The sequence below is a fragment of the Mesorhizobium sp. CA6 genome (assembly GCF_020165035.1).
Classification (GTDB): domain Bacteria; phylum Pseudomonadota; class Alphaproteobacteria; order Rhizobiales; family Rhizobiaceae; genus Mesorhizobium.
Map to the genome: position 1 here is coordinate 161,928 of NZ_JAIUHI010000009.1, position 24,705 is coordinate 186,632.

The following is a 24,705-nucleotide window of genomic DNA, read 5'->3' on the forward strand; positions in this document are numbered from 1 at the left end:
CCTTGACTGTTAGGCCCCGACTCGTCCTGGCCCACCGAGCAGAGTGTCGCAGCCGCTCCCGCTGTTCATTTACTCATAGCGCCAGATCACTCGCTCCCCCTAACGGATATCCACCAGGCGACGGAAACTGAAGGTTGATCTCAGGTTCATGCAGGACGCGGAACCAATTTCGCTTATCGAAGTTAGCAAGCGCTGCTTACGGGGACTCACGCGATGCTCCTTGCCCTGGACGGTGCGATCTCGATGGCTGTTTTGGCCGGCAGAGGCACGGATGCGGAAATCTTCGGAGTGATCGACCTCGCCAGCAAGATTGAAGCCCGGATCGGCGCCATCAGCTTAGGGCACGCCATCCAGTTCGTCGCCAATGCCTCGGTGCTTGGATACGACGTTCGCGGTGCAATGGTCTTATATGGGGAACCAGGAGCGCCAAGCTTGAGGATATGGGACTGCGAACACCTTTGGGCGCAATATGGTGGCGCACTTCTCCAGCCATAGCGCGAGGCGGCCTGGAGGACTGGCAATAGCTCTCGCAGAGCTGATCTTACGATCAATGGGGACGAGCACCAGGGAGGTCTTTAGAATCGTTATCTCGGCCTGTGCGCCCGGCTGGCCAACGCGCGGTCCTTGGGATCTCAGCCCATAAGCAGCCCGAAGTACCCCCTTGCAAAGCAGTGCTGCTGCTACCGTCCCAAAGCCGGCAATCCCCACTGATCTCGTGGCAGCGAAAACCCACGCTGCCACAACTCTGGGTGTCGCGAGCACGTCATTACAAAATACGCAGAAAAATATCTTCACTACCTATTTGGCGGCCGCCCCTGTGGGCTCGCAGCCGCCACCGATCGAAACCCGACGGTGCGCGCTTGGAGCTGTCGCATCATCGAGTGATTCCAAAGACAGGGTCGGCAACGCTCGCGAGAGCCGCAATCTTATCAATCATGGCTAGAACCGCCTGCGGCTTGCTTTGATGCACCATATGTCCGGCATCCAGGACGATATCCAGCAGCGAGTGGCTTATCTCGGCGTGTAGCCGCAGCGCTTCGGCCTTAGCATCGAACGTCCGAGCGGGCGTCCGGCCAATTCCCGTCTAGCAACGAGATTGTTGTAGAGCGCCAACCCAGCCGTTGCCGCCGGCTTGTTCTGGTCACATCGCGGGTTGACATTCGTGGCTCGCTCGCCATGCTGCATTGCAGCATGAATAGTAGCCTTACCGAGTCATCACGCATCGAATGCCTGGACGGCCTTCGCGCCGCCGCAGCATTGTGGGTGCTGGTCGGACACTGCCTGCTCCTGACTGGCTGGCATCTTCCGGTGCTTGGCGACCCTGCGCTTGGCGTCGATCTTTTCATCATGCTTTCCGGCTTCCTGATGGTGTTCCACTATCAGCTGCGCCAGGACAAGGAGCCCTGGCAAAGGCCTGAGACCTGGCTGAAATTCTGGTCGCGACGTTATTTTCGCATTGCGCCGCTGTTCTACGTCATGTTGCTCTTCGCCCTGGCGCTCGGGCCGTATCTCTATGAGTCACGGACGGTTATCGATGCCTTCCTGCAGCGCGCGCCACAGGCGCCCGAGCGATTCCTCGACGGCAGCCTGAAGAACATCGTCGCCCATCTGGCATTCCTGTTCGGCCTGTCGCCGAACCTCGCCTACCGGACGCCGCTGCCAGACTGGAGCCTTGGCCTGGAAATGCAGTTCTACGCAGCCTTCCCGGCGCTGATGCTTTTGGTGCGCCGCTTCGACTGGACATGGAGCGCCATACTCGTGGCGGCGCTCGGCGGCCTGGCTGTGATGATCCTCAAGTCGCTGTCGGTCCATTTCCCGATGCCATCCTTCCTGCCGCTGAAGATCCAGGTGTTTCTTTGCGGCATGCTGCTGGCGGGCGTGCTGGCACAAAGCCAACCGAGGCCACTGCTGCATTTGGCCCTGGCCATGGCGCTTGCTGCGATTCCCTTTGGCGACGGCTACGGGCTTTCGAAATTCCTGATACGCGAAGCGCTGGTGCTGGGCTTCTTTGCCCTTGTCCTCTATCGGATGCTGCCGGGCGTGGCGGGCACGGTGGCGCGAAGGACCGCCGTCGCCTTGGGCGGGGGCGTCTTCCACGTGCTCGGCGAGCTGTCCTACAGCATCTATCTGATCCATCTTCTGGTGCTGCAGCCCGTCGCGGCATTCGTCATTGCCCGCTACGGCCAGGAGATGGACGCGCCGCTGCGCTTCGCCATCGTGCTGGCGATCGTGCTGCCGGTGGTCTGCCTTCTCTCCTTCGTCACCTACAGGGTCATCGAGATGCCCGGCCAGCAACTCGGCCGGGCGGTGCTGAGCCGGTTCGCGCGGAAGAAGCCGGCGCTTAAGCCAAGTCCCGCCGAGTAGCATTAGCACCGACTAGCGCGTGGTCCGATCGCCAGCCATGCCGGCCTTCGGCTAGAACTGCGTCACCTCTTCGCGTGCGCGCCGCAGCGAAAGCAGATGCCGCAGCAGGGTGCGGGCATTCTTGTCGTAGACATAGTGCGCGAATGTCGAAACCGCGATGACGAGGATGGATGTCACCACGATGAACGTCAGGCCGTGCTGGTTCCATGGAGTTCCGGTGGCGAACTCGTTCAGGACGTTCACCATCCAGGTCAGCGGCGTGTGGAGCGCATAGATGGCGTAGGAGATGTTGCCGGAGAACAGGGCGATTGCGCGCCAGAAGCCCGAGAGCCGCAAGCGGGAAGCCGTTAGAACAAGCCAGGGCCAGACCAGCACTATCATCGCCAGATCGTACAATTGCGCATTTGTGGCCGGACGGAAGATCATCAGCCCGGCGCAAAGCGCCAGGAGAAACGGCATGTAGAGATTGCCGTCCCGGTTTTCCCCCATCGAGTATCGCCGCAGATAAACGCCGAGAAAGAAGGAAAAGGCGATCCGGACGGGACCAGCGATTGTGCTGTGCCAATGGGCGCCGCCGCCGATCATCATGCCGTCCCAGGCCATCAGCGCTAGCGCCAGGAAAGCAAGGCCGGAGATAGCGATGAGCGAGCGGCCGGTAAGCCTCAAGGCCAGCGCGGCGAAAAAAGCGTTCGCGACCAGTTCGTAGAAAAGCGACCAAGCCGGACCGTTAAGCGGAAAAAGCACGCTTGGAACGATCGAAAGCGTCGGCGGCGTCGGCAGGAAAAGCAGGGAAAAAGCAAGGCTCGCAAGCAAATCCAGCCGCGAATACGAGCCTAGCCCGTGCATCGCGATGGACACGCCCACGCCGGCCATGGCGATACCTATGGCGGCGAAATATAACGGGTAGAGCCTGACGATGCGGGCTTCCGCGAATTCCCGGAAAGACATCCCTTTTCGGAACTTCTCGTCATAGGCGTGGGCAATCACGAAGCCGCTCAGCAGAAAGAACAAGTCGACTGCGAGGAAACCCGACGGCGCTAGATCAAGGTGCTGCGCCGTCAGCTCGCGAAAATGTCCAAGCATCACCAGAACAGCGGCGATGCCACGCAAACCGTGAAGCGCGTCGAAGTGGGTCGTCTCCGGTCTCAAACCGATCTCCGGTCATCCCGAACCCGCCAAAGTCGCCCAAATCAATCTACGCATTGATTGCTGCGTCGCACAAGAACCTTTTGCGGCGCACGCTAGTGGTATGCACCCACCGCGGTTCCCTGGTCCGCGGGAACGGGAGGGCACCTTCTCCCCAAACGAGATGCGTTAAAGGAGAGAAGGAAGACCCGACAGTATCAATAATCGCCGTTGTAATACCGGTCGTCGCAGGGCGCGGTGTAGATGCGCCCGTAGCGGTCCTGATAGCGGCAGAGCTGCTCGCCACGGCGCTGCGGTGTGGTGGCTGAGCCGACCACAGCGCCGAGAAGCGCGCCGCTCGCGGCACCAATCACCGTGCTCTTGGTGTTGCCGCCGATCGCCTGGCCGACCAGCGCGCCGCCGGCGCCGCCGAGCAATGCGCCAGTGGTGGCCCGCTGCTGGCCTTCGGTTTGCGTCTCGCAGCCGGCGAGCGCCGCGGTCATCACCACCGCGAGAATGGCCTTCTTGATAAACATCACTCGAACTCCTCTGAAGCCCCGGGGACTGACAGACTGGGGCGAACAAAATTCCGAGTGCGGTCGCATTGCGGCGGAACGGCGGCGGAACCTCTCACGAAGTGAATCACGGTTTCCCGCCGGTTGAATGCCATGGTTGCCAAACCGAAAAGTGGCCTTGGGAACGGTAAATATCCGCGCGGTCAGCTGATGTTCAACTGCACCAGGATGAAGGTTCGGTCGGGATGATCCGGATCTGCCTCGATCCGTCGGATCGGGGTGGGTTTTGGAACTGGCGCCGCGTCTTCGATCATTCCATTGACATGGAAGGCGAGGGCCTGTTCCGCGAGGTCACGCGCCTCGGCGATAGTTGCACCGGCCGTGATCAGCCCGGGAAAATCGGGAAACGACACGCCGTAGTCGCTCGCCTCTGTTTTATGAATCAGCCCGACATATTGCTGCATTCCAGTCCCCTTGCCGTACGGCCCACGACCGCTAATTTAAAGTGCCGGCACGACGGTGCAAAGCCCATGGACAAGTTTGCGGCGGCAGGCGACCCCCTTCGGAGGAGGATCGTTCGTGCCGCGCAATACCTGCGAATGTCCACCGACCACCAGACCTACTCACTCGATAACCAGAGGGATGCAATCCGCAGTTATGCCGAGGTCATGGGGTACGACATCGTTGCCACATATGAAGATCCCGGCCGAAGCGGATTGCATATGGAAAGCCGACCCGGCCTCAAGAAGCTGCTGTTTGACGTCGAACATGGGCTGGCCGATTTCGAGACTGTCGTCGTCTATGACGTGAGCCGATGGGGCCGGTTCCAGAATATTGATGAGAGCGCCGCATACGAGTACCGATGCCAGATGGCTGGCGTGCGCATCGAATTCTGCGCGGAAGAGTTCGCGAACGACGGCAGCATCGGATCCGATGTGCTCAAGGCAATCAAGCGCAGCATGGCCGCGGAGCACAGCAGGATGCTGTCGCAGAAAGTCTTCATTGGCCAGGCGAGGCTGATCCGGATGGGTTTCCGACAGGGCGGCAAGGCAGGGTTTGGCCTACGGCGCCTGCTTGTCGATCAACATGGGCATCCCAAAGGCATCCTGTCGTCCTACGAGTACAAGAACCTGCAGACGGATCGCATCGTTCTGATCCATGGACCGCCCGACGAGGTTGCGACCGTGAGATGGATCTTCAACCACTTTGTCAGAACACAAAAGTCACAGCTTGAGATTGCCCGAACCCTGAACAACCGCGGCCTGCTGACCGACCTGGAGCGCCGCTGGACGCGAGAATCTGTCCACTCGCTGCTGACCAACGAGAACTACATTGGCAACAGCGTCTGGAACAGGGGCTCGACCAGGCTCAAAAGCCATCGAGTCCACAATCCTCCTGAACAGTGGCTTCGGGTGGAGAACGTCCTGGAGCCGATCGTCGATCGCAAGCTATTCAGACGCGCGCAGATTTTGCTTAAGACTATCCACCGCCACATGTCCGATCAGGAGATGTTGGACGCCCTCAAGGCGCTGCTGGCACGCCGTGGTGCCCTGTCCACCTTCATCATCGACGCCGCACCCGACTGCCCGCCCGCCCAACGATACTGGTGGCGCTTTGGGACACTCGTCAAAGCCTATGAGCTGATCGGATACCAGGCGCCCAAGAACTACCGCTACATCCACGTCAACCGACGACTGGATGCCGTGAGGCTGCAGGCGATTCAGGATTTCGTGGCCGCAGTTGAAGCGCGAGGCGCGGTTGCGGCCTATGACGCGGAGACAGGCATCGTGCAGATCAACGAGGAAGTCACTGTTGCGATCGCAATAGCGCGCTGCAGAGCCTCCTACTTCGGTTATCCACGATGGTTTGTGAAGACTGATCGGCAACCGTTGGCGGACATCTATGTCCTGATCCGGATGAATCCCGGCGACCTCACCATTCGAGACTACCTGATTGCTCCCGCCCGTGAGATCGCCGGCAAACGTGATCTGCACGCCCACAACGGAGCGTTTCTGGATTCCTATGTTTTCCCCACATTGATGCCGCTGCTTGCTCTGGCGGAGCGGGTCGCTGTCGAGAGCGCAACATGAGGCCGAAGCGGCTGAGCCGGGAAGCTGCCCACAAGATTCTCCTCAACAACGACCGCCGACATGCCGGGGCGTTGGCCTCCGATCAGCTACGCCCGAAGATGCGCCGTTCCACTCCCGAGTTCCTTAGGATTTACGACGCCGAATGCAGCCGCAAGCGTGCCTTCATCGCAGAGGTGGAAGAACTGGAGCAGCGTTTGGACACGATCGCAGTGGCGGTACGCCTGATAGCAGGCGACGGGCAGTTCCGCGACCTGTTGGCATCCGAAGGCCTTGCCACAATGCCAAATACATTGGCGCGGAGAATCAGCGGCTCGCCGCCTGCGCAGACCTCATCGCAACTTATCTCCGCCGACGCCAATCCGATTTCAGCCGGCGAGATCTGCCCGGACGTCCTCGATCTGCTGAGGGACTGCACCGGGCCCGCGGGGCTTTTCGCATTGCTGCGGACGGTGCTTCCGGTCCGGCAAATAGAGATTGCGCGCTTGATGATTGCCAGGGGGCCGGTCAGTCTCAACTATGTGAAGATGCTCGTCGCCCTCACGCAACGGTCGCTCCTGGTTGAAGATTTCCATCCGCAACCTGAGCTCGCCAGCCTTTCCGAAGACCGGAGGGGAAAAATGGAGTGCGATTTGGCCAACCTTAGCCGCGCATTTTTGAATGCGCTCGACCGGCGCGGACCAGCGACCCTGGAACTCGTGGCCGCCTGCCGCTATTTTGACCGGCTGATGGATAATTCCAGGGTGGTGCGGTATCTCGCACGCAATTTCCCTGGTCGTTTCGAAGAGTTTCATAACTTGACGGTTCTCAAATAGACTTTACTCGTCGCGCCAAATCACACGCCTTTCCCATCGTATTTCCTTAAGGCGCCGGAAACGGATGCTCACAAGCTCCTGTCCGTAGGGATGGAAGAGTTCCGCCGACATCCACTCCCGCTTGCCGCAGGCCTGACAACGTACCTTTTCTCGCACCTGGTTTATGGTGACATTGCCGATCACCTCGCGCAGCTCGATCGGTTTGTAATGTCGTGTTATGTGGCAATGGCCGCAGGAGATGCGTGCGATCTGCCCTGCCTCATGGGCATGCATCAGCGTCCAAGCCTGGCCTCGTGGCCACTTTTCAGGTTGTTCCGGCATCCTCTGAATTGAGGAACATATTCTCATGCGGTCAAGGTGAGTCTTGACTTTTTGTTCTCTTTTCGTTCACTGTTTGCGAAAGGAGACAGAACCATGAAACCGACGCGTGCGACCGAAGCCGAGCAGCCCGAAATCTACGCAACCGTCAGGCGCGAAATGCCTGCCATCCACCGAGCAGCTCAAAAGATGGCAAAGCACCTGCGTGGACTGTCAGATGTCAGCCAGAAGCAGGCGATTACAGAGCTGACGGCCGCTTGGATCATGGCGATCTACCCCGACAGCCTTGACCTGGCGATATCGCTTTCCGATGCGATGCGCGACCAGACCGACATCGATTTGCAGCAAGCCTTTGAAACCAGACGACGGAAATTGAGCAATTAATGGCTGCCCGCAGCCGAAGCATTCCGCCGCCAACGATGATCGATCGCGATATGCCGCACCAGGTGGCGCTGCCCGACGACATCTGCACGGCACACAATTTCACGCTGATCCGGCGGTTTCTTGAGGAGCAACGGCTATCTTGCCGGACGCGATCCGTGATCGCGATCTGGGAAGACGGCAAGCAGGAGCAATGGCGACTGCATTGTTTCGCTGATCGCGATGCCGCCGCCGCATTCCTTGACCACTTCGGCGGGATCATGTTCGATCCCAAGCGCGACAGGGAGAATGGACGCGCACGTGGCGCCTGGCGCCGCAAGGGCCTCTATCAGCGGATTTTCGAGATTGGACCGCTCAGTGTGCCGGAGCCTCTCCGCAACTGAACTCAGGCGCGCTCTGGCCGTACCGTTTCAACGGACAACGATCCCGCCGGCAAGGGTCGCAACAACTCTCTCTCCGGTCTCGACAAATCAAGCCACGCTGACCAGTTTTCGGGCTGAAGAACGACCACCTGGCGATTGTGATATGGCGAGACATCCGGCCCGGGATCGGTCGTCAACATGGTGAAGGTGGGCGGCTTGTTGCCGGCCGCTTCCCGCCAGAGCCCGGCGATAGCCAGGAAAGGAGCGCCGTTCAGAGTGAAGCGGTGTTTCGCCTTCGGGTATTTGGTGCCAGTGAATTCGAAGAACGCCGAGGCCGGGACCAGACAGCGTTTGCTGTCAGCGAAACGACGTCCTTCCGATCTGAAGTTGAACACTGGCCCTCCCTTCGGGCCGGCCGGCGGAAACCCAAACGTCATCGACGCAAGTTCAACTCCGTCTCCGGCAGCGAGCATAATCGGCGCCGGATCATTGATGCGGATATCATCAGCTTGGGGAAGATCGAGTTCAGTTTGATGAGCCGGGATCTTCAGCGCCAGCGAAGCCATCATCCGGCAATATTCGGCCCAGGCGACATGCTGCTCATAGTCGTTGCACATGCTGTCCCCACAAAAGGAATCCGAACGGGGCCGTCCGTTGCCATGCTACGCGGATTTTCGCGCGGGCTTTGCGTTTGGCCGCCCCTTGATGCCCTCCGCGGCGAGGCTCTTCTTCAGCACTGCAGCTAGGTCCACCACGTTCTCCTTGGGTTTCGGCGCCGGCTTGGGCGGCTTCTTGCCCTTGCGCTTGGCCTCGATCATGGCGATCAGCGCATCCTCATAGGTATCTTCGAATTTCGAGGGGTCGAACTTTGTTGCCTTCTTGTCGATCAGCAGCCCAGCAATTTCGAGGAGATCCTTGTCGTATTTGGGGCTTTTCACGTGGTCGAAGACGCTCGTTGCTGAAATCATCTCGTTGTGGGTTCGCAACTCGGTCAACAGCATTCCTTTGCCGAAGGGCTGGATAATGACTTCCCTGCCCCGCTGGTACAGCACAACACAAGATCGCGCCGCGACCCGCTTCTTGGCCATTGCTTCCCGCAGCACCGAAAACGTCTCAACAGCGGCGCCGTCGGCCGGGATGACGTAATAGGGTTTTTCCAGATACCTCGTGTCGATCTCATCGATCGTGACGAAACCCTCAATGTCGAGCGTGTGCTGCGACGTGAGCTTCAGCTTTTTGATCTCGTCCGGCTCGATTTCGAGGAAGTCGCCCTTCTCAACCTCGTAGCCCTTGATCTGATCTTCTGAAGGAACGACGTCGCCGGTTCCTTCATCGATATAGGCGCTCTTAACCGGCAAGCCGTTTTCGCGGTTCAGAATCTTGAAATGGACCTTCCCCGCCTCAGTGGTTGCTCCCACCAGCTTTACGCCGCATGCGACCGATCCAAATTTCAGGAAACCCTTCCAAACCGCGCGCGGCGCTGCCATGTTTCATCCTCCGTTAGACGAAGAAACACCGGCGCCCGCCGGGGGTTCCGACTTCGTTCAGTTTCCCAGAAATCGATAAGCTTTTTGAGCCTGCCACCCGCGAGGGACGGATGGCAGGCTCTCGGACAGTGGGCAGTCCGAGGATAACGCGCCATCTGGCGAGGGTGCGTCACCCGACAACTAAGGCTGCCAGGCGCCTTACGTTCCATCCTCGGGTAAGTCCTGCAATGACGCGTGTCGCAGGTCGTCTTCGCCGCGCATGTGTTGCAGTCGCCCTATTAAGCCCGGCCGAACCTATTGCGTGGGGGTCGCTTCAGGCCCTTCGGCGCCGAGCCAGCGTGTTCCTGCACGCGCTGCCAGGTCGTTCGCACATCTCACGGTTGAGTGATGAACACGGCTCGTCAACGGCCACCCAAATAGCCAAATCGACGATCTCCTGCCCTGGGCTACGCCAACGAACTCGAACTCGAAGCCGTTGCCTGGCAACCGCGAAATCGTGGTCATTTTAGGCCAGGGCCGGCCGCGAGACATTGGAGACTCAGGAGACGACGACCACCTCCAAGAACCTGATGGCCCGCTTCCAAGCGTCTCACGGCCTTGGCGTCATAGTCGGCAAGTTCGCTGTCAGTAAAAAAATGGCCCGCATCCGGATATGAATAAACGCTCGCCGGCACCCTCAACCTGGCCGCGCCGTTCGACCACTCGGAGACCTGATCGGAGGGGGCGAAAGGATCAGGGCTAGCAACGTGCACCTGCACGCGGGGTCCGCGGCCAACATTATCCGGGATTTCTGGAAGACCGTGAGGATCAGAATCGATAAAGCAGTGATGATTTGCACCATGGCGAACGGCTTCGTAATCGTTACGCTCTCCGGCACGTCTTCCAACCGCCAACTGATGGCACTTCCCCACCGATGTAGATGATCGACAAGGTCGCGCTAGGTGGCGACGAAATGACCCGGATGGCTTAAGCACAGCGGCACCGTACTGGGCTGAAAGTGCAAGCACTCTTTCCGTCAGACTTGAGTTCCCGTCTCCTGTCGAAGGCAGCATAGTTGGCAACGCGGGCAGCGGCCGGCTAGATCAACCGAGCCGGTGCTCGTCGTCGATTAGCTCGAGTCTGGATGGGGCAGCGTCACCCCATCGCCACAGAACCAGATTCAAGTCGCCGAGTGCGGCGCCCTTGGCGAAGCTCGGCACGAGCAGGCCATTATAGCCTTGCGCGACCAGCTCACGGGCAAATCGCTGTGTATGCGCCTCGCCATGGTCTCTCATCTGGTCGCGCCATGTTGGATCGGCCAGGACCGCCGCATCGAGGCCCATTGCTGCAAGAGCAGTGGGGTCGCCCGCATCGAAGACGGCCTCGATCTCGGCACGATAAGCGACCAGCGTCGTCGGCTGCAGATCGCCTACCTGGTTGGCTTCGCGCAAAGCCGTCAGCACCGAGGTCGACGCATAGAGCGCCGGCATGCCTTTGGGGTTGAAACGTCCTCCATAAAGCTCGGCACCGCGTCCCGACATAGGCTCGCGGGCATACATCGGATTGAGAGCGCGGTAGAGCCGGCCCGAATAGGCGATGGCGGCGATGGTCAGGCGTAAATCCCCGCATCGACCGCGTCGATGAAGTCGAGAACCTCATCGGCTCGACCTTCCCGCACGAGCTGCATGGCCGTCTGCCCCGAAAATCCCGGCAGCGGCTCGGACCGATACCAGGCATAGGCCATGAGCGCGGAGCCAAATCGCGGCTCGACCTTGTTCACGATTTCCACCATCTCGCGCAGGCGGCGCTGCGTCTTGTCTGAGCGCACCCGCTCCCGGCGCTGGACCGCATCTTTCCCCAGACCAGCGGTACGGGCGATCTCCGCGCTCGTGGTGCGGAAAGCGTCCGCGATCTTCTTCGGTGCGAACAAACCGTTATCCGCATATCGTGCCAGGCCCATCGCAGCACCTCCGTGCACCGCCAAAAACTATGACGCAATATAGCGTCAGCAATGCCGGCATTTCAAGAGCTGCGCCATTTCTCCTCGCGACGATGGCTGTTCCAGCGGTCGAACCTCAACGACTCTGTGCTCCGCCGGTGGTGCGTGAAGTCATGTCGATGGCATCCGGCGAGATAGACCGCTTCGACGATGACATGTCTAGACTAAGCGGGGGCTGCAGAGCGACCCAAATGATATCCGTTCAGCAATTCCGCCAGCGGAACGCACATGGCTCTTCCTCGTTTTTGGCTCTGAAGGGAATCATGAAATGGAGACAGAACCATGAGAAGGCTTTTGTTACCTGCAGTGGCAGGCGCGCTTGTCGCCTTGTCGGGCGCAGCTTTTGCCGATACCCGCGTATCGGCTACTACAAACCTTAACGTTCGTGCTGGTCCGGGCTCGCAGTATCCGGTGATCGGCGTGCTGCGGGCGGGCCAGACGGCCACACTGAACGGCTGTCTGCAAAACTCGAAATGGTGCACCATCGCCGAGGCCGGTGGTCAAGGCTGGGTCTATTCCGATTTCGTCACCGCAGAATTTGGCGGCAATCGGGTTGTCTTAACCGAGCGGCCGGCCAATTCAGGCATCGCGGTCGTGAAAGCTCCTCGCGATCAGGCTAATGCTGGAGCCGTCGCCGGCGGCGCCACCGGAGCGATCGCCGGCGCTATCATCGGAGGACCGGTAGGCGCTGCTGTGGGCGGCGCGGCGGGGATCGTGGGCGGCGGTGCGGCTGGTACCGTGATCACTCCCCCCGAACAGGTGCGCACCTACATCACCGAGCACCGGGTCAAGCCTGTTTACCTTCAAGGCAAGGTTGTGACAGGCGCGACTCTGCCTGCGACGGTAGCCCTGCAGAAGATCCCGAACTACCGGTACCGGTATGTCTATGTGAACAACCGACCGGTGTTGGTTGAGCCGTCGACGCGCCGCATCGTCTATGTGGAAGGCTGAACGTGCCAATCGGCAGGAAAGTCGTGTGACAGCACAGGAGCGGTCTCGACGCCGAGCCGCATGTGCCCGTTGGCCAGACGATGGAGGCCGCGCCGTCTCAGGATGCTTGTTGGCCCAACGACGCGGCCGCGTTCTCCGCCCACTGAAATCAAGCGCTTCGGTGGGGCCCGAAGGCGCCGGCTTCCACGCCGCCGGCGCTCAGGTGTGGTCGCCGGTCTCAGCGGAAAACAGCGGTGCCAGAGGGGCCCGAGCGGCATCGTCCGCTGGCCGACCTGAGGATCGCCTCGAAGCTCATCCCTCGCATTCGAAGTTTGTAGTGCGCGATAGGGATGACGCTCTGCCTGAAATGGGATCGACAGTGATGCCTCGGCGTCGCCCCCTCGAACGAGCCAGTCGCCAAGCCAATTGTCGCCATGCAGGTACACTGCTTGTCTCAGGCTATTGGACGTCGGACGACATTAGTCCGATCAGCCAAGGAACTGGCGGCGCTGACCTTATTGTCGAACGGATCAATGGAAAGCAGCCGGCCTTAGCGCATCGCGATCCGAGCCTTGCGGCATAGCAGCGGCCGTCAGGCTTGGCCGAGATTGATCTCCGGCCGCCAGATCGATCCGCCTTGCGTCGAGAGCCCGCGGCGCAGATCGTCGACGGCGATCTCGATGTTCGCCCATCGTCAGCCCTGATGCCCGTCGCGGCGATGCCGCGCACGAAGTGGCGCTCCAAGGCGAGTAGGAAGCCGTCGGCAGCGTCGCCACGGCCGCGGACGCGATCAGCACGCTTTACTTGATCAAAATGCCGCGTCGCCGACCAAAGTTGCCAGCCCGAGCGCCTGCGGGTCTCGCCGGAGTTGGTGGCGATCAGCGGCCGGAAGAATTTGCTCCACCTGGCGGCGGCGGTGAAGACGGCCACCCTGCCAGAACCGGGGCTTAGCGAGCGGCAAGAGGATGCGCCAGAAGAAGCCGAACGGCCGCAGCCAGCGCTTACCCCTTTCCACTCGAGGTTCACGTTCCGTTCGCCAAAAGTTGATTATCAGCACTTGCTAATGTATGCTATGGTTAAGGTAGAGCCTGTAGACGCTGTTTGTCCCTGACCTACCCCCGTCTCTCCGGGACGCTGCTGCGAGGCTTCATGGAAGTGGGCCGGTCGTTGCCCTAACGGCCGGCCCGCTTTCTCTTTCACACAGAGTTTTCTTAATTTCCCGTGAACCTTGCCGCAGTGATGGCACTTGGTTTCAGGGTGGAGTTTGGGTGGTGAACGATCTCGATCACACGCCGGCGAGCGCCGCCAAAGAAAACAAACCGGCATTTGGGAGGCGCAAGAACTTGCTCTCCTGATCGGCTTGAATTGGAATTCGCTGATGCGAGAGGCGAAGCTCATTGCGGATGCGGCAAGGGCTGAGGTCGCCCAGATCGGGCCACTCGTCGAGGATTGACGGCTTTAGAGAACGGAATTCCTCTCCTCACCACCAGTCCGCCAGCTTGGGAGCCGCTCTCCTTGCGGGCGAAAGCGATTGCAAGCACACCGGCGCGGCCCTGCTTTGTGACGGCACGTCGCGGCCGGATTCGCGCGTGTCGTTCGTCAAGCCCTGTCGAATCTTTCAAGCTGCGGCGCCGACTAGCTAGCTGGTTCGGTCATGCAGGCTGGCCCTGCAACCTGGAGCTAGCGCGCTTCAATCCTCAGCGCAGTCAGCGTCTCCGGCGTGATCGTCCCGGTGACCTTGAGCGAGTAGTCCGCCTGCATGCGCAACAGCCCGGCCCTCAATTCAGGATTCATCTCGCCGTCTATCTCGCCGCTGTAGTAGCCGAATGCGAGCAGGGCGAACTGGACCTCCTGGACGATCTCCTTGAACTTGTAGGCGTTGCCCGGAAGCGTCTTGAGCGGCGCGGGCGTTGGTGCGATTGCGGGCGCCTGGTAGCTCGGCGCGGGCGTTGAAGGGGCACTATACAACGGAGCCGGTTCGCTCGGCGCCGGCGGGACAAAGGAATAGCCGCCCGTCGACGACCTGTGGCTGGAGTGCGAACTGTGGCTGCTGTGACTGCTGTGGCTGCGATGTCCGGCCAGCGTATACAGGTGGTCGAGCTTGAAGATGTCGAAGAGCGACTTCGTCTTTCCGGCATCGCCGTCCAAAGTTGGCTTGGTCGGCAGCGCCTGCGCATTTGCTGGCAAGAATCCCGCCGCGAGCAGCGACGGTATCGCGAAAAGCCGTTTCGTCATTGGATAGCCCCCCAGTTGCTATATCCGTGGTTCGCTGGATGCCACTCGAAAAATCCCCCGCACTGATCCTTCACCGAGCATCCGTCACACTCCTCCCGGTAAGCGCGCTTCCAGTCGGAGATCGTGGATGGCGCCAGGAGACGGTAGGGCTCCGGTACCGTGCACAGCGGGAAATTGTAGAGCCAGGCATCTATCCCTCGGCTCCTCACGAGATCGATGGAACGGCCGACGACGTCGAATCCCTCCGAACTGTCGTAGAAGAGGGTCTTCCAGTTCATCCGGCCGAATCCGATGTTCTCCATCTGCATGATCGCCCAGGTCCGGACGAACGGCAGAGTCGCGGCAATGAAGCTTGCGAGTTTGGGCAGCCCGTCCGCATTCGGACGCATTAGCACGGTGCGGAGCTCTATCTGGGCACCCAGGCGGCACATGAGCGCGAGATTTTCCAGCAACTGCTCGTGCGCGCCGGCCTTCGCGACGATCTCGTCATGAACGGCGGGATCGCGGGAATAGAGGGGTATACCCCAAACCACCCTGCCCCGATCGATACGGCTCACCGCTTCCCGGTCTCCTTCGGCGAAATGCTGGCCGTTCGTCAGGATATGGAAAGAAAGGTCCGGACGTGCGGCCAAGACCCGCTGCAAGAAATCGAAAAGCTGTCCCTTGAAAAGGGTTGGCTCACCGCCGGAAATGCCGATCGTTGCGCCTTCCGGAGCCAGCAACGCCGCGGTCTCGAAATACGGGAACAGGTCGACATGGTGTTTCTTCGGCGGCTGGGAACACATCAGGCAGACCTGGTCGCAGCGCTCCGTCACCAGGAACGTGTTGTGCCGCGACGAGTTGCGGATGAGGCGGTCCGCGGTTCCCCGCCGCGGGTTCACGAGCAGCACGTCTCCATCGACCTTGGCAGGATCGATGCCAAGAATTCGTATCGGACCGCCTTCGCCGACGTAGCGGGCGCCTTCCGGGCCGACGCAGTCTAGCACCACGTCGAAAGGTGCCAGTTGTCCAGCCTTGTGTTCGCGGGCAACGCCCTCAAACGAGCGAAGCCGGACGACGAAAGGCTGGTCAGCGTTTGCCTCCACCTTGATGCGCAAGGGTATCATTGGTGTGCCGGCGCCATGCTGTCGTCCCAGCGGCCCAGCCCGAGCCAGGCGGCCAGCGAGGCGCGCGTCGGCTCGTCCTTGCGGTAGAGGATCTCAAAGACCTTGTCGAAGAGCGATAAGTGGCGGCCGCAGAACCATGTGTCAGGCCGCGGAACGTCAATCCGGCCATACCGGGAGATGTCGTCGATCACGTCTGTGCCGCAGAACGGCTGATAGGCGCAATGGACGCAATCCGGATCGAAGTGGTTGAGTGCCCCCGAATTGAGAAGGTCGACCTTCGCCCGGTCGATGCCAGTTCCGATGTCACCAATACCGAGATCGATGCGGCCGATCCTGGACAGCATCCGGGCTTCGTCCGTCGGATAGAAACGGCCGTCGTGATCTATCACGACATAGTCGGAGGCGAAGTAGTTCGGGTTCCGTATGTCGACGTGGTTGTCGGCATCGAACCGGAGCACACGCTTCAGGCACTGGCTGAAGTAGTACTCTTCCATGAAGCGCCCGGTCCGATGGTTGCGGGCGATGAGAAGGTCGATGAATTCGGAATGGAGACGATTCCAGCGCGCGAGGACGTTGTCGCCTTGCTGAACCTTGCGCGCGAACCCTTGATGGTTCATCGGGCGCAGATAAACGGACCGGATTCCATAGCGCTCGTAGTTGTCCAGCAGCGCGTTGAAATCCGGCGGGTTGGCGACGTCCACCGTAGGCAGGGCCGAGATCTTCCCTTGTGGATAGCGGGAAACGGCCGCTTCGAGATTTCGAAGGAACACATCCGTGACCGCACTGCCGTGGGTCCGCTGACGCTCATGCGTGGTCCGGTCTCCGTCTAGCGACGTACTGATGAATGTGTCATCCGCATCCAGGAAAGCCCATGCACGCTCGTCGAGTGCCTGCAAGTTCGTGCAGACGACGAATTGAGATTGCGGAAACTTTCCGCGGCAGAAATCCCGAACAGCCTGCAGGAGATCGACCCGAAGCAAGGGCTCGCCACCCTGAAACTCGATCTTGATGTCCGGGCCGTCCAAGCGGCCGAGGAACGAAAGAACGCCGGCAAGGGTCTCGACCGACCAGTCGAAGCCGCGAGCCTTCTCGGCAACCCGGGAGACCTGGCAATAACCACAAGCAAGATTGCACCTGAGCGTCGGCACGAGGATGACGTAGTTCATTCTCGTCGGCCTCGCCTGCCGCCTCGCCCACCTGTAGGCGAACGATGTCCAGGGCAGGTCGAACTCCCGATCGAAACCGTGGTTCCCCTCCCTTAGAAAGCTTTCGTCGACGGTAGTCAGGCTATCGGCGGCGTAGCGACCCAGGAAGCCGTGCCTCGACTTGAAAAACCCGCCTGCATCGTCGCAGAATAAGACCGAACCGTCCGGCATGTCGCGGAACTTCAACGGCCAGACGTTCATCGGGCCGTGACCGCGGCGACGAGCGCCTGGCGCAATGTCAGAGTTTCCGTATAGATTTTCTCGCGATAGACGAAGTGCAGAACATCTTTGCGAAACTGATCTTCGGCAAGCCAGCCGGATGATCTCACTGATATTTCACCGTCTTGCCTCGCGATGCGGCAAGCGGGGTAAAGTACCTGCAGCCGAAGCATCGCGGCATCGGCATATTTCTCGAACTGTGGCAGAATCTCCACCACAACGTCGACATCAGTAGCGTCTGGTAATTTCGTCATGTCCCCACCCGTGGAGATAATGCGCGGGTCGGAATAAACAATCAACGGGATATTTGAGGAACGCTTTCAGAATCGATCTCACCTGCGACGTTTTCGAATTCCCGCCACCAGCCCGTACTTGCAAGGTCCGCTACAACACCCGTTTCAAGTATCAGCGTTCCAAACGAGGACGAATGAGCTACTTGATGCTCCGGATCTCGATCGCTCTGACCATGTTTGCCCGACCCGTCCCTCATGCCCTCTTGCCGAAGAAACACCGGCCGGAACAATCGAGTATACCGCCAGTTTGGGCAGCCCAATCCGCTTGAGGCAGACCACGGCCAACCAAATGGAGCATGTCATGAGATTCCCTCGCTGCACGTCGGCTGCGGCCGCCGTTCTTATTTTCGCTAGTTTCCCTGCTCTCGCCCAGACAAACGGAACCCCTGTGCCTCCCCCGGCGACCGAACAGCCTGGCGCCGGGCAGTTGCCGGATGCCAATGGGCAAGCGGGCGGCCCAACGCGTGAAATGATCCGCCAGATGATTGACCAAGCCATCCAGGAGCGGATGCAGCAGGATAGAAGCTCTGACGTGGCCAACAATCGTCAAGACGAGGATGACAACGCTCAGGACAGCGCAGATCGTCATGGGGCCCCGTGGCACAAAAACCGTTATGGCGGACTGTCCGGCGAGCACAGGATGGCTGGACACCATGGCCCGCGTATGATGATGCGCGGCGCGGGAATGCGACTGATGTTCGCGTTCTTGGACACGAATGGCGACGGATCGTTGTCCGAGAACGAGGTTCAGGATGCTGTCGGGCGCATCTTCTCTGCAATCGACCAGAATGGCGATGGGAAGGTCGACATGGATGAGATCCAGTCCTTCTTGCACGGCTCTGGCGGTGAAGACATGCGGTAGGAGATCTCCCGGCAATCAGGTCAAGACGGCGACGCAGTCGTGCCAATCTCGTCTTGCCCGAGTTAGCTTCTCGCCTGAGCTTCACGCCGCAAACCGCGAAAGGAGACGTCCCAATGCCAAAATTCGTTACAATCCAATACGGCGACCGGGCCGGATACGATCGCACGCCTCAACCGGTCAGGGATGCTGCTCATGAACAGGACGCGAGGTTGCGCTCGGAAGGCGCCCTGATAGGGAGGGTGGGGACGCCGGTGCAGGTGCGTAATCCGGATGCATCGGGTGTGAGAACGCAGGAGGGTGCCTTCATGTCGTCAGACCTGCCGATCGCCGGATTTGCCGTCATCGAAGCTGCTGACCTGGGCGACGCTATCGACAAAATCTCGCACGTCCCCTGCGCTGTCGCGCACGGCCTAGTTGAGGTATGGCCCTTGAAATGAAACACAGGGCAATACCTCAGGGAGCGGCTCCAACTGGCAAGCCGGCCTGCTTTCGGCGCCTCTGTAGCCAGAAAACCAGACCGAACAGGCAAAGCGCGGGAAGCACGAACCAGTAGCGCGATGGACGGTCGTTTGGCACCATGACCCCGGTGATTTCGTCACCGGGCTGCAGCCCGAACTTCGCCGCCTGGCTTCCGAGCCGCACGATGCCGACCGTCATGCTATCACCCAGCTCACTGACGCTCAGTCCTGCGCTCTCCAGCCGCTCCGTGGCATTCTTGCCTTCGGCGAGATCGAGCCTGACCAGCTTCTCGATCTCGTCCCCATTGATGTTGGCCGTCTTCAACCTGAGGCGAACCGCCTGCCCCGCCGGGGTCGCATCAACAGTCTGGTTCAACTGCGACACGGGTTTTTCAACAAAGGGCTCATCGACCAGATCGAGCCAGTAGCCGGGCCGGAACAGCGTGAAGCAGATCAGCAAGAGGGCTATGGCCTCGTACCAGCGATTTCGAACAAGGAACCAGTTCTGCGTCGCTGCAACGAAGGCGATCATTGCCAGCGCGGATGTGCCTACGACGAGGACAAAATCCAGCGGGCCCTGCAGGTCGATCATAAGCAGGCCGTTGTTGAAGATGAAGATGAACGGCAACAGCCCCGTCCTGATTTCGTACTTGAATCCCTGGAAGCCAGTCTTCACCGGATCGGCGCCCGAAATCGCGGCGGCTGCATATGCAGCAAGACCGACAGGGGGCGTCACGTCGGCCATCAGTCCGAAATAGAAGACAAAAAGGTGCACCGCCACCAGCGGCACGGCCAGGTCGTTCTGCGCCGCGAGATTGACCATCACCGGAGCCATCAGCGTCGCCACGACGACATAGCTGGCGGTGGTCGGCATGCCCATTCCCAGAATGAGGCAGATGACGGCGGTGAACAGCAGCATAATCATGAAGCTGCCGGCCGAGATGAACTCGACAAGCTCGGTCATTACCAGACCGACGCCGGTCAGGAGCACCGTGCCGACGATGATGCCGGCCGTTGCCGTGGCGATGCCGACCGTGGTCATGTTGCGTGCGGCGGCCGACAGTCCCTCGATGAGATCGACGAAGCCTTCCCGCCAACGCGGCGCAAGCTGACGCTCCTTGCGGAAGAACGCCGTCAACGGGCGCTGCGTGACGACCAGCGCCATCAGCGCGGCGGAACCCCAGAAGGCGGAGAGCCCTGGCGAAAGCTCTTCCACCATCAGGCACCAGATGAGGAGGACGACCGGCAGCAGGAAATGCAGCCCGGTTCGTGCCGTCTCGCCGAAATGGGGTATTTCCCGAATGTCGCCTTTGAGGCTCTCCAGGGGCAGGTCGGGATGCTTAGCCCTGTAGGCGACGAGAACGACGTAGACGATGATGAGCGCCGCGACGATCATCCACGTGGCGGCGCTGCCGAAGAAAGTCTTTGTCCATCCGATGCCGTAATAGACGAGGCCAGCCAGGATCACGAACGCGCAGATACCCATCAGAGATCGCACGGCCCCTTGCAAGGCGGGATGACGGCTGCGCGACGGCAGTCCCTTCAGGCCCATCTTCATCGCTTCGATGTCGACGATGTAGAAGAGCGAGCCGTAGGTGAGCAGCGCTGGAAACAAGGCGTGCTCGACTACCTCAGCATAGGAAATACCGACATATTCGGCGATGAGAAAGGCGGCCGCCCCCATCACCGGCGGCATGATCTGCCCGTTGACACCGGCCGCGCATTCGATGGCGCCGGCCTTGACCGGCGTGTAGCCGACACGCTTCATCAGGGGAATGGTGAAGGTGCCGGTGGTCACGACATTGGCGATCGACGATCCTGAAATCATTCCGGTCAGGCCAGATGCCACGACCCCGGCCTTGGCGGGGCCGCCGCGATACTTGCCGAGGATCGAGAAGGCAAGCAGGATGAAGTAGCCGCCTGCCCCTGCTCGCTCCAACAATGTTCCAAACAGCACGAACATGAAAACAACGTTGGTCGAGACGCCGAGCGCGACGCCGAACACGCCCTCCGAGGTGAGCCACATCTGCGAGGCAGCGCGCGACAGAGTGGCACCCTTGTGCGCCAGCAGGCCGGGCATATAGGGCCCAACGAAGATGTAGATCAGCATCAGCCCGGCTATGACGGTGATTGCCGGGCCGACGGCGCGCCGGGCAGCTTCCATCAGGACGACAATTCCAACGATGGAGATGATGAGGTCCGCCGTCGTGGGAAGCCCGGGCCGCGTTGCAATCTCGCTGTAGAATACGACGAGGTAGAGCGCTGCGGCGGCCCCGGCCACGGCCAGCACCCAGTCAGGCAGCGGAACACGAGTGCGCGAGGAGCTTTTGAAGGCGGGAAACGTGACGAGTGCCAGAAACAGTGCAAAGGCCAGGTGGATCGCGCGCGCAATCCCGTCGCTGACGACGCCGAAGCCAAGCATGTAAGGGATCGGCGAGGAGTACCAAAGCTGAAACAGCGACCAGGCCAGAGACGCAGCCACAACAAGATACGCCGTGAGACCTGTCGGCTTGCGCCCACCAGTGTCGGCCTCCGCCACGATTTCGTTCAGCTTGTCGAGGTCGACGTCTTCAGGCGCTTCCACCTGGCGGAACTGATCTGTCATCGCTCTCCTTCGGCCCCTACTCTTTCATATTGGCGTTTCGGTTTACGGCCGGGCTGCCCTCCAAGGCAGTCCGGCCATGCCGAAGGTTCAGAGCCAGCCTTTCTCCTTGTAGTAACGCTCGGCGCCCGGATGCAGCGGCGCCGAAAGGCCGGCCTTGACCATCTCCTTCGGATCCAGATTGGCGAAGGCCGGATGCAGCTTCTTGAAGTCGTCGAAGTTCTCGAAAACCGCCTTGACCATCTCGTAGACCACATCGTCGGGCGTCTTGGCGCTGGTCACCACGGTGGCGCGCACGCCGAACGTCGTCGTTGGATCGGGATTGTTGGCATACATGCCGCCGGGGATGGTCGCGACGGAATAATAGGGGTGTGCCTTCACCAGCGCGTCGACGGCCGGACCAGTCAGCGGAACGAGCTTGGCGCCGCACGCCGTGGTCGGATCCTGGATAGCGGCGGACGGATGCCCAACGCCGTAGAAGAAGCCGTCGATCTTGTTGTCGCAAAGCGCACTGCCCTGTTCGTCGGCCTTGAGCTCGGCGGCGAGCGAAAAGTCCTTCAATGTCCAACCCATCTGCTTCAACAGCTCTTCCATCGAGGACCGCGTTCCGGAACCGGGATTGCCGACATTGAAGCGCTTGCCCTCGAAATCCTCGAAGACTTTCACGCCGGCATCCGGCCGCGCCAGAACGGTGAACGGTTCGGGGTGGACCGAGAAGACCGCGCGCAAGTCCTTTATGGCCTTGCCGTCGAAAGGGCCGACGCCGTTATAGGCCTGAAACTGCACGTCGGACTGGGTAAGGCCGAAATCGAGGTCGCCGGTATTGATTGAGTTGACGTTGAAGACCGACCCACCCGTCGATTCGGTCGAGCAGCGTATGCCGGTCTTTTGTCTGTCTTTGTTCATGAGCCGGCAAATGGCGCCGCCCACGGCATAATAGACGCCGGTCACGCCACCGGTGCCGATGGTGACGAATTTCTGCTCCGCAAACGAAGGTGTGGCTGCCAGCAGACAGCCCGCCGCGCCGGCGGCTATTAACGTTTTCAGCAAATTACGCATTCGACTTCCTCCTGGTGGTGCCCCGGCCTTGCGCCGGGCTCTGGTCAGGCGCGTCCCGAAAAATCGGGAGCGCGCAAGGCTGCATCGACGGCATCGCCGAGCCGTTCGACGATGGCGTCGATGTCCTGGCTGGTGGAAATGAACGGCGGCGCGAGCAGCACATGGTCACCGCGGGCGCCATCGATCGTGCCGCCCATCGGATAGACCATCAATCCGTTGTTCATCGCTTCGCGCTTGATGCGCGCGTTGAGTTTCAGCGCCGGATCGAAAGGCTCCTTAGAACCACGGTCCGCCACGAGTTCGATCGCCTGGAACAGGCCGCGGCCACGAATGTCGCCGACATGATGATGATTGCCGAAACGTTCCCTCAGGCGCCGCTCCAGATGCAGGCCCGTTGCCCTGACGTTGTCGAGCAGATGGTCGCGGCGGATCACCTCCTGGACGGCGAGCCCAGCCGCCGCGGCCATCGGATGGCCCATATAGGTGTGGCCGTGCTGAAAGAAGCCGGAGCCATTCGCGAAGGCGTCAAAGATATGCCGGCCGAGCAGCACGGCGCCGATGGGCTGATAGCCTCCGCCGAGTCCCTTGGCGATGGTCAAGAGATCGGGAACGACGCCTTCCTGCTCGCATGCGTGAAGCGTGCCGGTGCGGCCCATGCCGCACATCACCTCGTCGAGGATGAGCAGGACGCCGTAGCGGTCGCAAATCGTTCGGACGCGCTTCAGGTAATCAGCCACCGGCGGCACGGCTCCGGCAGTCGCGCCGACCACCGTTTCGGCGACGAAGGCGATGACCTCGCCGGCGCCGAGTTCGAGTATCTTGTCCTCAAGGGCCTGCGCCGCTCGCGCAGCGTACTCGGCGTCGCTTTCGCCGGGCAGTTGATAGCGATAGGCGAAGCACGGATCGATGTGGTGCGTTTCGATGAGCAGCGGGTGAAACTGCCGCCGCCGCCATTCATTGCCCCCTGCAGCGAGCGCGCCGAGCGTGTTGCCGTGATAACTCTGGTGGCGGGCGATGACGTGGCGGCGCTGCGGCTCGCCTTTTTCCACGAAATACTGCCGCGCCATCTTCAGCGCGGCCTCGACGGCCTCCGATCCGCCGCTGACGAGATAGACATGGCTGATACCAGCGGGTGCATCTTCAACGAGGCGGTCGGCCAGCCGCTCGGCAATCTCGGTGGTGAAGAAACTGGTATGGGCATAGGCAATGCGGTCGAGCTGATCACGCAGCGCCGCCATGACATCTGGATGGCCATGGCCAATGCACGAGACGGCCGCGCCGCCCGATGCATCGATGTAAGCGCGGCCGTCGCTGTCGAATATTCGGATGCCCTTGCCGCCCACTGCGAAGGGGAGCGAGCCTTTGATGGTGCGGTGGAGCAGATGGGTCATTTCTTGCCCAGGCGCGGTTTGAGGTGAACGTTGAGCGCTGCGTGATGCTCATCGGTACGTCGCAGTTCCGCCAGGACCTGCTCGCCGCCGTGGCCGGCAAGGAGCGCAGCCAGAATTTCCGCGACAGCAAAGGCCGGCGCCATGGTGTGGAAGAAGGACGGACTTTGCGTCGGCACGAGGATGACCTTCGTTGCGATCTGGGCGAGCGGCGCCACCTCGCTGTCCGTGATCGCAATGACCGGAACACCGCGTCTGGCGGCATATTCGGCGATCTCCACCGTCTGGCGCGTGTAGGGGAGCACGCTCGCCACCAGCAGCACGTCGTCGGGGGTGGCGCGGCCTATCGCGTCGGCGCCGGTTGCGGCAACGCCGTCGAGCAGCACCGATCGATTGCCGACGAGCGACAGGACGTAGTGCACGTGCCAGGCGACGGGGTGACTGGAGCGCAGGCCGAGGCAATAGATCCGCCGCGCCGACGAGAGGCAACTCGCGGCCGCCACGATCTGATCCAGAACCTCCGGCCTCGAAAGCCGGTCGATATGGGCGGCGAGCGCATCCATCATCTCGGCGGCCTGGCCACGATCGCCCCTGAGCTTCTGGCTGAGCACCTGGATCCCGGCTTTTCCGGCAAAGCCCTGGTATCCGCTCCGAACCGCTGCCGCGTAGGTATCGCGTATGACGTCGTAACCTTCGAAGCCGAGATGCTTGGCGAGACGCGTCATCGTGGCCGGCTGCACGCCTGCCTGCCGCGCCTGTTCGCGCATCGAAAGAAGGGCCACATCGCTCGGATGGTCGAGCATGTAGCGCGCTGCGGCCTGCAGCTGCGTCGACATGCCGTCGAACTCTGCGATGATGCGTTCCGTCAAAGGCCCCTGACCCATCAAGGCAGTCTGGCGCGCCTCAATCCTATTTG

Annotated in this window: 26 protein-coding genes; 9 read left to right on the forward strand and 17 right to left on the reverse strand. The window is 60.9% G+C overall.

Features of this window, described 5'->3' with window-relative positions; genetic code table 11:
* Nucleotides 1-213: 213 nt before the first annotated feature.
* Both LB526_RS15785 and LB526_RS15790 read left to right on the forward strand, forming a co-directional pair.
* Nucleotides 214-495, forward strand: a complete 282-nt coding sequence (locus LB526_RS15785; protein WP_224628288.1) for a hypothetical protein — start codon at nt 214-216, stop codon at nt 493-495.
* A 696-nt stretch (nt 496-1,191) separates the two neighbouring features.
* Nucleotides 1,192-2,364: an acyltransferase family protein gene (locus LB526_RS15790; RefSeq protein WP_224628289.1), complete on the forward strand. Its 1,173-nt coding sequence runs from the start codon at nt 1,192-1,194 to the stop codon at nt 2,362-2,364.
* 51 nt (nt 2,365-2,415) lie between these two features.
* Here the strand turns inward: LB526_RS15790 and LB526_RS15795 are convergent, their stop codons facing one another.
* From LB526_RS15795 to LB526_RS15805, 3 genes are all read right to left on the reverse strand, one after another.
* On the reverse strand, nt 2,416-3,513 hold the full coding sequence (locus tag LB526_RS15795) for an acyltransferase family protein (RefSeq protein ID WP_224628290.1): 1,098 nt from the start codon (nt 3,511-3,513) through the stop codon (nt 2,416-2,418).
* 194 nt (nt 3,514-3,707) lie between these two features.
* Nucleotides 3,708-4,025, reverse strand: coding sequence for a YMGG-like glycine zipper-containing protein (locus tag LB526_RS15800; RefSeq protein ID WP_224628291.1), 318 nt, complete (start codon nt 4,023-4,025; stop codon nt 3,708-3,710).
* A 182-nt stretch (nt 4,026-4,207) separates the two neighbouring features.
* Nucleotides 4,208-4,468 carry a type II toxin-antitoxin system HicB family antitoxin gene (locus tag LB526_RS15805; protein WP_224628292.1) on the reverse strand — a complete coding sequence of 87 codons (261 nt, stop codon included), beginning with the start codon at nt 4,466-4,468 and terminating at the stop codon, nt 4,208-4,210.
* A 66-nt stretch (nt 4,469-4,534) separates the two neighbouring features.
* Between LB526_RS15805 and LB526_RS15810 the strand changes: the two genes are divergently transcribed.
* Both LB526_RS15810 and LB526_RS15815 read left to right on the forward strand, forming a co-directional pair.
* The gene (locus tag LB526_RS15810) at nt 4,535-6,094 is read left to right on the forward strand and encodes a recombinase family protein (RefSeq protein ID WP_224628293.1); all 1,560 of its coding nucleotides are present in this window, start codon (nt 4,535-4,537) and stop codon (nt 6,092-6,094) included.
* Nucleotides 6,091-6,906: a plasmid partitioning protein RepB C-terminal domain-containing protein gene (locus LB526_RS15815; RefSeq protein ID WP_224628296.1), complete on the forward strand. Its 816-nt coding sequence runs from the start codon at nt 6,091-6,093 to the stop codon at nt 6,904-6,906. Before LB526_RS15810 ends, LB526_RS15815 begins: the two co-directional genes overlap by 4 nt.
* Before the next feature lie 3 nt (nt 6,907-6,909).
* Here the strand turns inward: LB526_RS15815 and LB526_RS15820 are convergent, their stop codons facing one another.
* Nucleotides 6,910-7,179 carry a hypothetical protein gene (locus tag LB526_RS15820; RefSeq protein WP_140843256.1) on the reverse strand — a complete coding sequence of 90 codons (270 nt, stop codon included), beginning with the start codon at nt 7,177-7,179 and terminating at the stop codon, nt 6,910-6,912.
* A 141-nt stretch (nt 7,180-7,320) separates the two neighbouring features.
* Here LB526_RS15820 and LB526_RS15825 point away from each other — a divergent pair, with 141 nt between their 5' ends.
* Together LB526_RS15825 and LB526_RS15830 are read left to right on the forward strand one after the other, a co-directional pair.
* Nucleotides 7,321-7,608: a hypothetical protein gene (locus LB526_RS15825; RefSeq protein WP_140843254.1), complete on the forward strand. Its 288-nt coding sequence runs from the start codon at nt 7,321-7,323 to the stop codon at nt 7,606-7,608.
* Nucleotides 7,608-7,988: a hypothetical protein gene (locus tag LB526_RS15830; RefSeq protein ID WP_140843252.1), complete on the forward strand. Its 381-nt coding sequence runs from the start codon at nt 7,608-7,610 to the stop codon at nt 7,986-7,988. The genes LB526_RS15825 and LB526_RS15830 overlap by 1 nt, the downstream gene beginning before the upstream one ends.
* Before the next feature lie 2 nt (nt 7,989-7,990).
* On the opposite strand, the gene LB526_RS15835 is transcribed toward LB526_RS15830, so the two are convergent.
* From LB526_RS15835 to LB526_RS15855, 5 genes are all read right to left on the reverse strand, one after another.
* The gene (locus LB526_RS15835) at nt 7,991-8,584 is read right to left on the reverse strand and encodes an SOS response-associated peptidase (RefSeq protein ID WP_140843250.1); all 594 of its coding nucleotides are present in this window, start codon (nt 8,582-8,584) and stop codon (nt 7,991-7,993) included.
* Nucleotides 8,585-8,629: 45 nt separating this feature from the next.
* Nucleotides 8,630-9,454 (reverse strand): Ku protein, encoded by an 825-nt coding sequence (locus LB526_RS15840; protein WP_224604887.1) that lies wholly within the window; start codon nt 9,452-9,454, stop codon nt 8,630-8,632.
* A gap of 500 nt (nt 9,455-9,954) precedes the next feature.
* A complete protein-coding gene (locus LB526_RS29790) occupies nt 9,955-10,506 on the reverse strand; it encodes a dienelactone hydrolase family protein (protein ID WP_224628298.1) in 552 nt (183 codons plus the stop codon).
* A 30-nt stretch (nt 10,507-10,536) separates the two neighbouring features.
* The gene (locus tag LB526_RS15850) at nt 10,537-11,031 is read right to left on the reverse strand and encodes an RES family NAD+ phosphorylase (protein WP_224605184.1); all 495 of its coding nucleotides are present in this window, start codon (nt 11,029-11,031) and stop codon (nt 10,537-10,539) included.
* Nucleotides 11,032-11,042: 11 nt separating this feature from the next.
* On the reverse strand, nt 11,043-11,393 hold the full coding sequence (locus tag LB526_RS15855) for an antitoxin Xre/MbcA/ParS toxin-binding domain-containing protein (protein WP_224532281.1): 351 nt from the start codon (nt 11,391-11,393) through the stop codon (nt 11,043-11,045).
* Between the two features lie 321 nt (nt 11,394-11,714).
* Here LB526_RS15855 and LB526_RS15860 point away from each other — a divergent pair, with 321 nt between their 5' ends.
* Nucleotides 11,715-12,383 carry a DUF1236 domain-containing protein gene (locus tag LB526_RS15860; protein ID WP_224628299.1) on the forward strand — a complete coding sequence of 223 codons (669 nt, stop codon included), beginning with the start codon at nt 11,715-11,717 and terminating at the stop codon, nt 12,381-12,383.
* Nucleotides 12,384-14,042: 1,659 nt separating this feature from the next.
* Here LB526_RS15860 and hxsA read toward each other — a convergent pair.
* Genes hxsA through LB526_RS15880 form a run of 4 tightly spaced genes read right to left on the reverse strand, consistent with a single transcriptional unit; the run spans nt 14,043 to nt 17,381 of the window.
* Nucleotides 14,043-14,597 (reverse strand): His-Xaa-Ser repeat protein HxsA, encoded by a 555-nt coding sequence (gene hxsA, locus LB526_RS15865; protein WP_224628301.1) that lies wholly within the window; start codon nt 14,595-14,597, stop codon nt 14,043-14,045.
* The gene (gene hxsC, locus LB526_RS15870; RefSeq protein WP_224628303.1) at nt 14,594-15,703 is read right to left on the reverse strand and encodes a His-Xaa-Ser system radical SAM maturase HxsC; all 1,110 of its coding nucleotides are present in this window, start codon (nt 15,701-15,703) and stop codon (nt 14,594-14,596) included. The genes hxsA and hxsC overlap by 4 nt, the downstream gene beginning before the upstream one ends.
* Complete coding sequence (gene hxsB / locus LB526_RS15875) at nt 15,700-17,109, reverse strand: His-Xaa-Ser system radical SAM maturase HxsB (protein ID WP_224628310.1); 1,410 nt, start codon at nt 17,107-17,109, stop codon at nt 15,700-15,702. Before hxsB ends, hxsC begins: the two co-directional genes overlap by 4 nt.
* Complete coding sequence (locus tag LB526_RS15880) at nt 17,106-17,381, reverse strand: hypothetical protein (protein ID WP_224628311.1); 276 nt, start codon at nt 17,379-17,381, stop codon at nt 17,106-17,108. The genes hxsB and LB526_RS15880 overlap by 4 nt, the downstream gene beginning before the upstream one ends.
* A 466-nt stretch (nt 17,382-17,847) precedes the next feature.
* Here LB526_RS15880 and LB526_RS15885 point away from each other — a divergent pair, with 466 nt between their 5' ends.
* Both LB526_RS15885 and LB526_RS15890 read left to right on the forward strand, forming a co-directional pair.
* Entirely contained in the window at nt 17,848-18,282 is a 435-nt protein-coding gene (locus tag LB526_RS15885; RefSeq protein WP_224628319.1) for an EF-hand domain-containing protein, read from the forward strand.
* Nucleotides 18,283-18,395: 113 nt separating this feature from the next.
* The gene (locus LB526_RS15890) at nt 18,396-18,719 is read left to right on the forward strand and encodes a transcription initiation protein (RefSeq protein ID WP_224628322.1); all 324 of its coding nucleotides are present in this window, start codon (nt 18,396-18,398) and stop codon (nt 18,717-18,719) included.
* A 16-nt stretch (nt 18,720-18,735) separates the two neighbouring features.
* Here the strand turns inward: LB526_RS15890 and LB526_RS15895 are convergent, their stop codons facing one another.
* From LB526_RS15895 to LB526_RS15910, 4 genes are all read right to left on the reverse strand, one after another.
* Complete coding sequence (locus LB526_RS15895) at nt 18,736-21,345, reverse strand: TRAP transporter permease (RefSeq protein WP_224628331.1); 2,610 nt, start codon at nt 21,343-21,345, stop codon at nt 18,736-18,738.
* Between the two features lie 87 nt (nt 21,346-21,432).
* Nucleotides 21,433-22,401 carry a TAXI family TRAP transporter solute-binding subunit gene (locus LB526_RS15900; RefSeq protein ID WP_224628335.1) on the reverse strand — a complete coding sequence of 323 codons (969 nt, stop codon included), beginning with the start codon at nt 22,399-22,401 and terminating at the stop codon, nt 21,433-21,435.
* A gap of 44 nt (nt 22,402-22,445) precedes the next feature.
* Nucleotides 22,446-23,792 (reverse strand): aspartate aminotransferase family protein, encoded by a 1,347-nt coding sequence (locus LB526_RS15905; RefSeq protein WP_224628337.1) that lies wholly within the window; start codon nt 23,790-23,792, stop codon nt 22,446-22,448.
* Nucleotides 23,789-24,673: a MurR/RpiR family transcriptional regulator gene (locus LB526_RS15910; protein ID WP_224628339.1), complete on the reverse strand. Its 885-nt coding sequence runs from the start codon at nt 24,671-24,673 to the stop codon at nt 23,789-23,791. Before LB526_RS15910 ends, LB526_RS15905 begins: the two co-directional genes overlap by 4 nt.
* Nucleotides 24,674-24,705 lie beyond the last annotated feature (32 nt).

Bases quoted from the DNA above. Each gene is read 5' to 3' on its own strand.
- LB526_RS15785 (WP_224628288.1), top strand. From the start codon at position 214: ATGCTCCTTGCCCTGGACGGTGCGATCTCGATGGCTGTTTTGGCCGGC.
- LB526_RS15790 (WP_224628289.1), top strand. From the start codon at position 1,192: ATGAATAGTAGCCTTACCGAGTCATCACGCATCGAATGCCTGGACGGC.
- LB526_RS15800 (WP_224628291.1), bottom strand. From the start codon at position 4,025: ATGTTTATCAAGAAGGCCATTCTCGCGGTGGTGATGACCGCGGCGCTC.
- LB526_RS15805 (WP_224628292.1), bottom strand. From the start codon at position 4,468: ATGCAGCAATATGTCGGGCTGATTCATAAAACAGAGGCGAGCGACTAC.
- LB526_RS15810 (WP_224628293.1), top strand. From the start codon at position 4,535: ATGGACAAGTTTGCGGCGGCAGGCGACCCCCTTCGGAGGAGGATCGTT.
- LB526_RS15815 (WP_224628296.1), top strand. From the start codon at position 6,091: ATGAGGCCGAAGCGGCTGAGCCGGGAAGCTGCCCACAAGATTCTCCTC.
- LB526_RS15820 (WP_140843256.1), bottom strand. From the start codon at position 7,179: ATGCATGCCCATGAGGCAGGGCAGATCGCACGCATCTCCTGCGGCCAT.
- LB526_RS15825 (WP_140843254.1), top strand. From the start codon at position 7,321: ATGAAACCGACGCGTGCGACCGAAGCCGAGCAGCCCGAAATCTACGCA.
- LB526_RS15830 (WP_140843252.1), top strand. From the start codon at position 7,608: ATGGCTGCCCGCAGCCGAAGCATTCCGCCGCCAACGATGATCGATCGC.
- LB526_RS15835 (WP_140843250.1), bottom strand. From the start codon at position 8,584: ATGTGCAACGACTATGAGCAGCATGTCGCCTGGGCCGAATATTGCCGG.
- LB526_RS15840 (WP_224604887.1), bottom strand. From the start codon at position 9,454: ATGGCAGCGCCGCGCGCGGTTTGGAAGGGTTTCCTGAAATTTGGATCG.
- LB526_RS29790 (WP_224628298.1), bottom strand. From the start codon at position 10,506: ATGCTGCCTTCGACAGGAGACGGGAACTCAAGTCTGACGGAAAGAGTG.
- LB526_RS15855 (WP_224532281.1), bottom strand. From the start codon at position 11,393: ATGGGCCTGGCACGATATGCGGATAACGGTTTGTTCGCACCGAAGAAG.
- LB526_RS15860 (WP_224628299.1), top strand. From the start codon at position 11,715: ATGAGAAGGCTTTTGTTACCTGCAGTGGCAGGCGCGCTTGTCGCCTTG.
- hxsA (WP_224628301.1), bottom strand. From the start codon at position 14,597: ATGACGAAACGGCTTTTCGCGATACCGTCGCTGCTCGCGGCGGGATTC.
- hxsC (WP_224628303.1), bottom strand. From the start codon at position 15,703: ATGATACCCTTGCGCATCAAGGTGGAGGCAAACGCTGACCAGCCTTTC.
- hxsB (WP_224628310.1), bottom strand. From the start codon at position 17,109: ATGAACGTCTGGCCGTTGAAGTTCCGCGACATGCCGGACGGTTCGGTC.
- LB526_RS15880 (WP_224628311.1), bottom strand. From the start codon at position 17,381: ATGACGAAATTACCAGACGCTACTGATGTCGACGTTGTGGTGGAGATT.
- LB526_RS15890 (WP_224628322.1), top strand. From the start codon at position 18,396: ATGCCAAAATTCGTTACAATCCAATACGGCGACCGGGCCGGATACGAT.
- LB526_RS15895 (WP_224628331.1), bottom strand. From the start codon at position 21,345: ATGACAGATCAGTTCCGCCAGGTGGAAGCGCCTGAAGACGTCGACCTC.
- LB526_RS15900 (WP_224628335.1), bottom strand. From the start codon at position 22,401: ATGCGTAATTTGCTGAAAACGTTAATAGCCGCCGGCGCGGCGGGCTGT.
- LB526_RS15905 (WP_224628337.1), bottom strand. From the start codon at position 23,792: ATGACCCATCTGCTCCACCGCACCATCAAAGGCTCGCTCCCCTTCGCA.
- LB526_RS15910 (WP_224628339.1), bottom strand. From the start codon at position 24,673: ATGGGTCAGGGGCCTTTGACGGAACGCATCATCGCAGAGTTCGACGGC.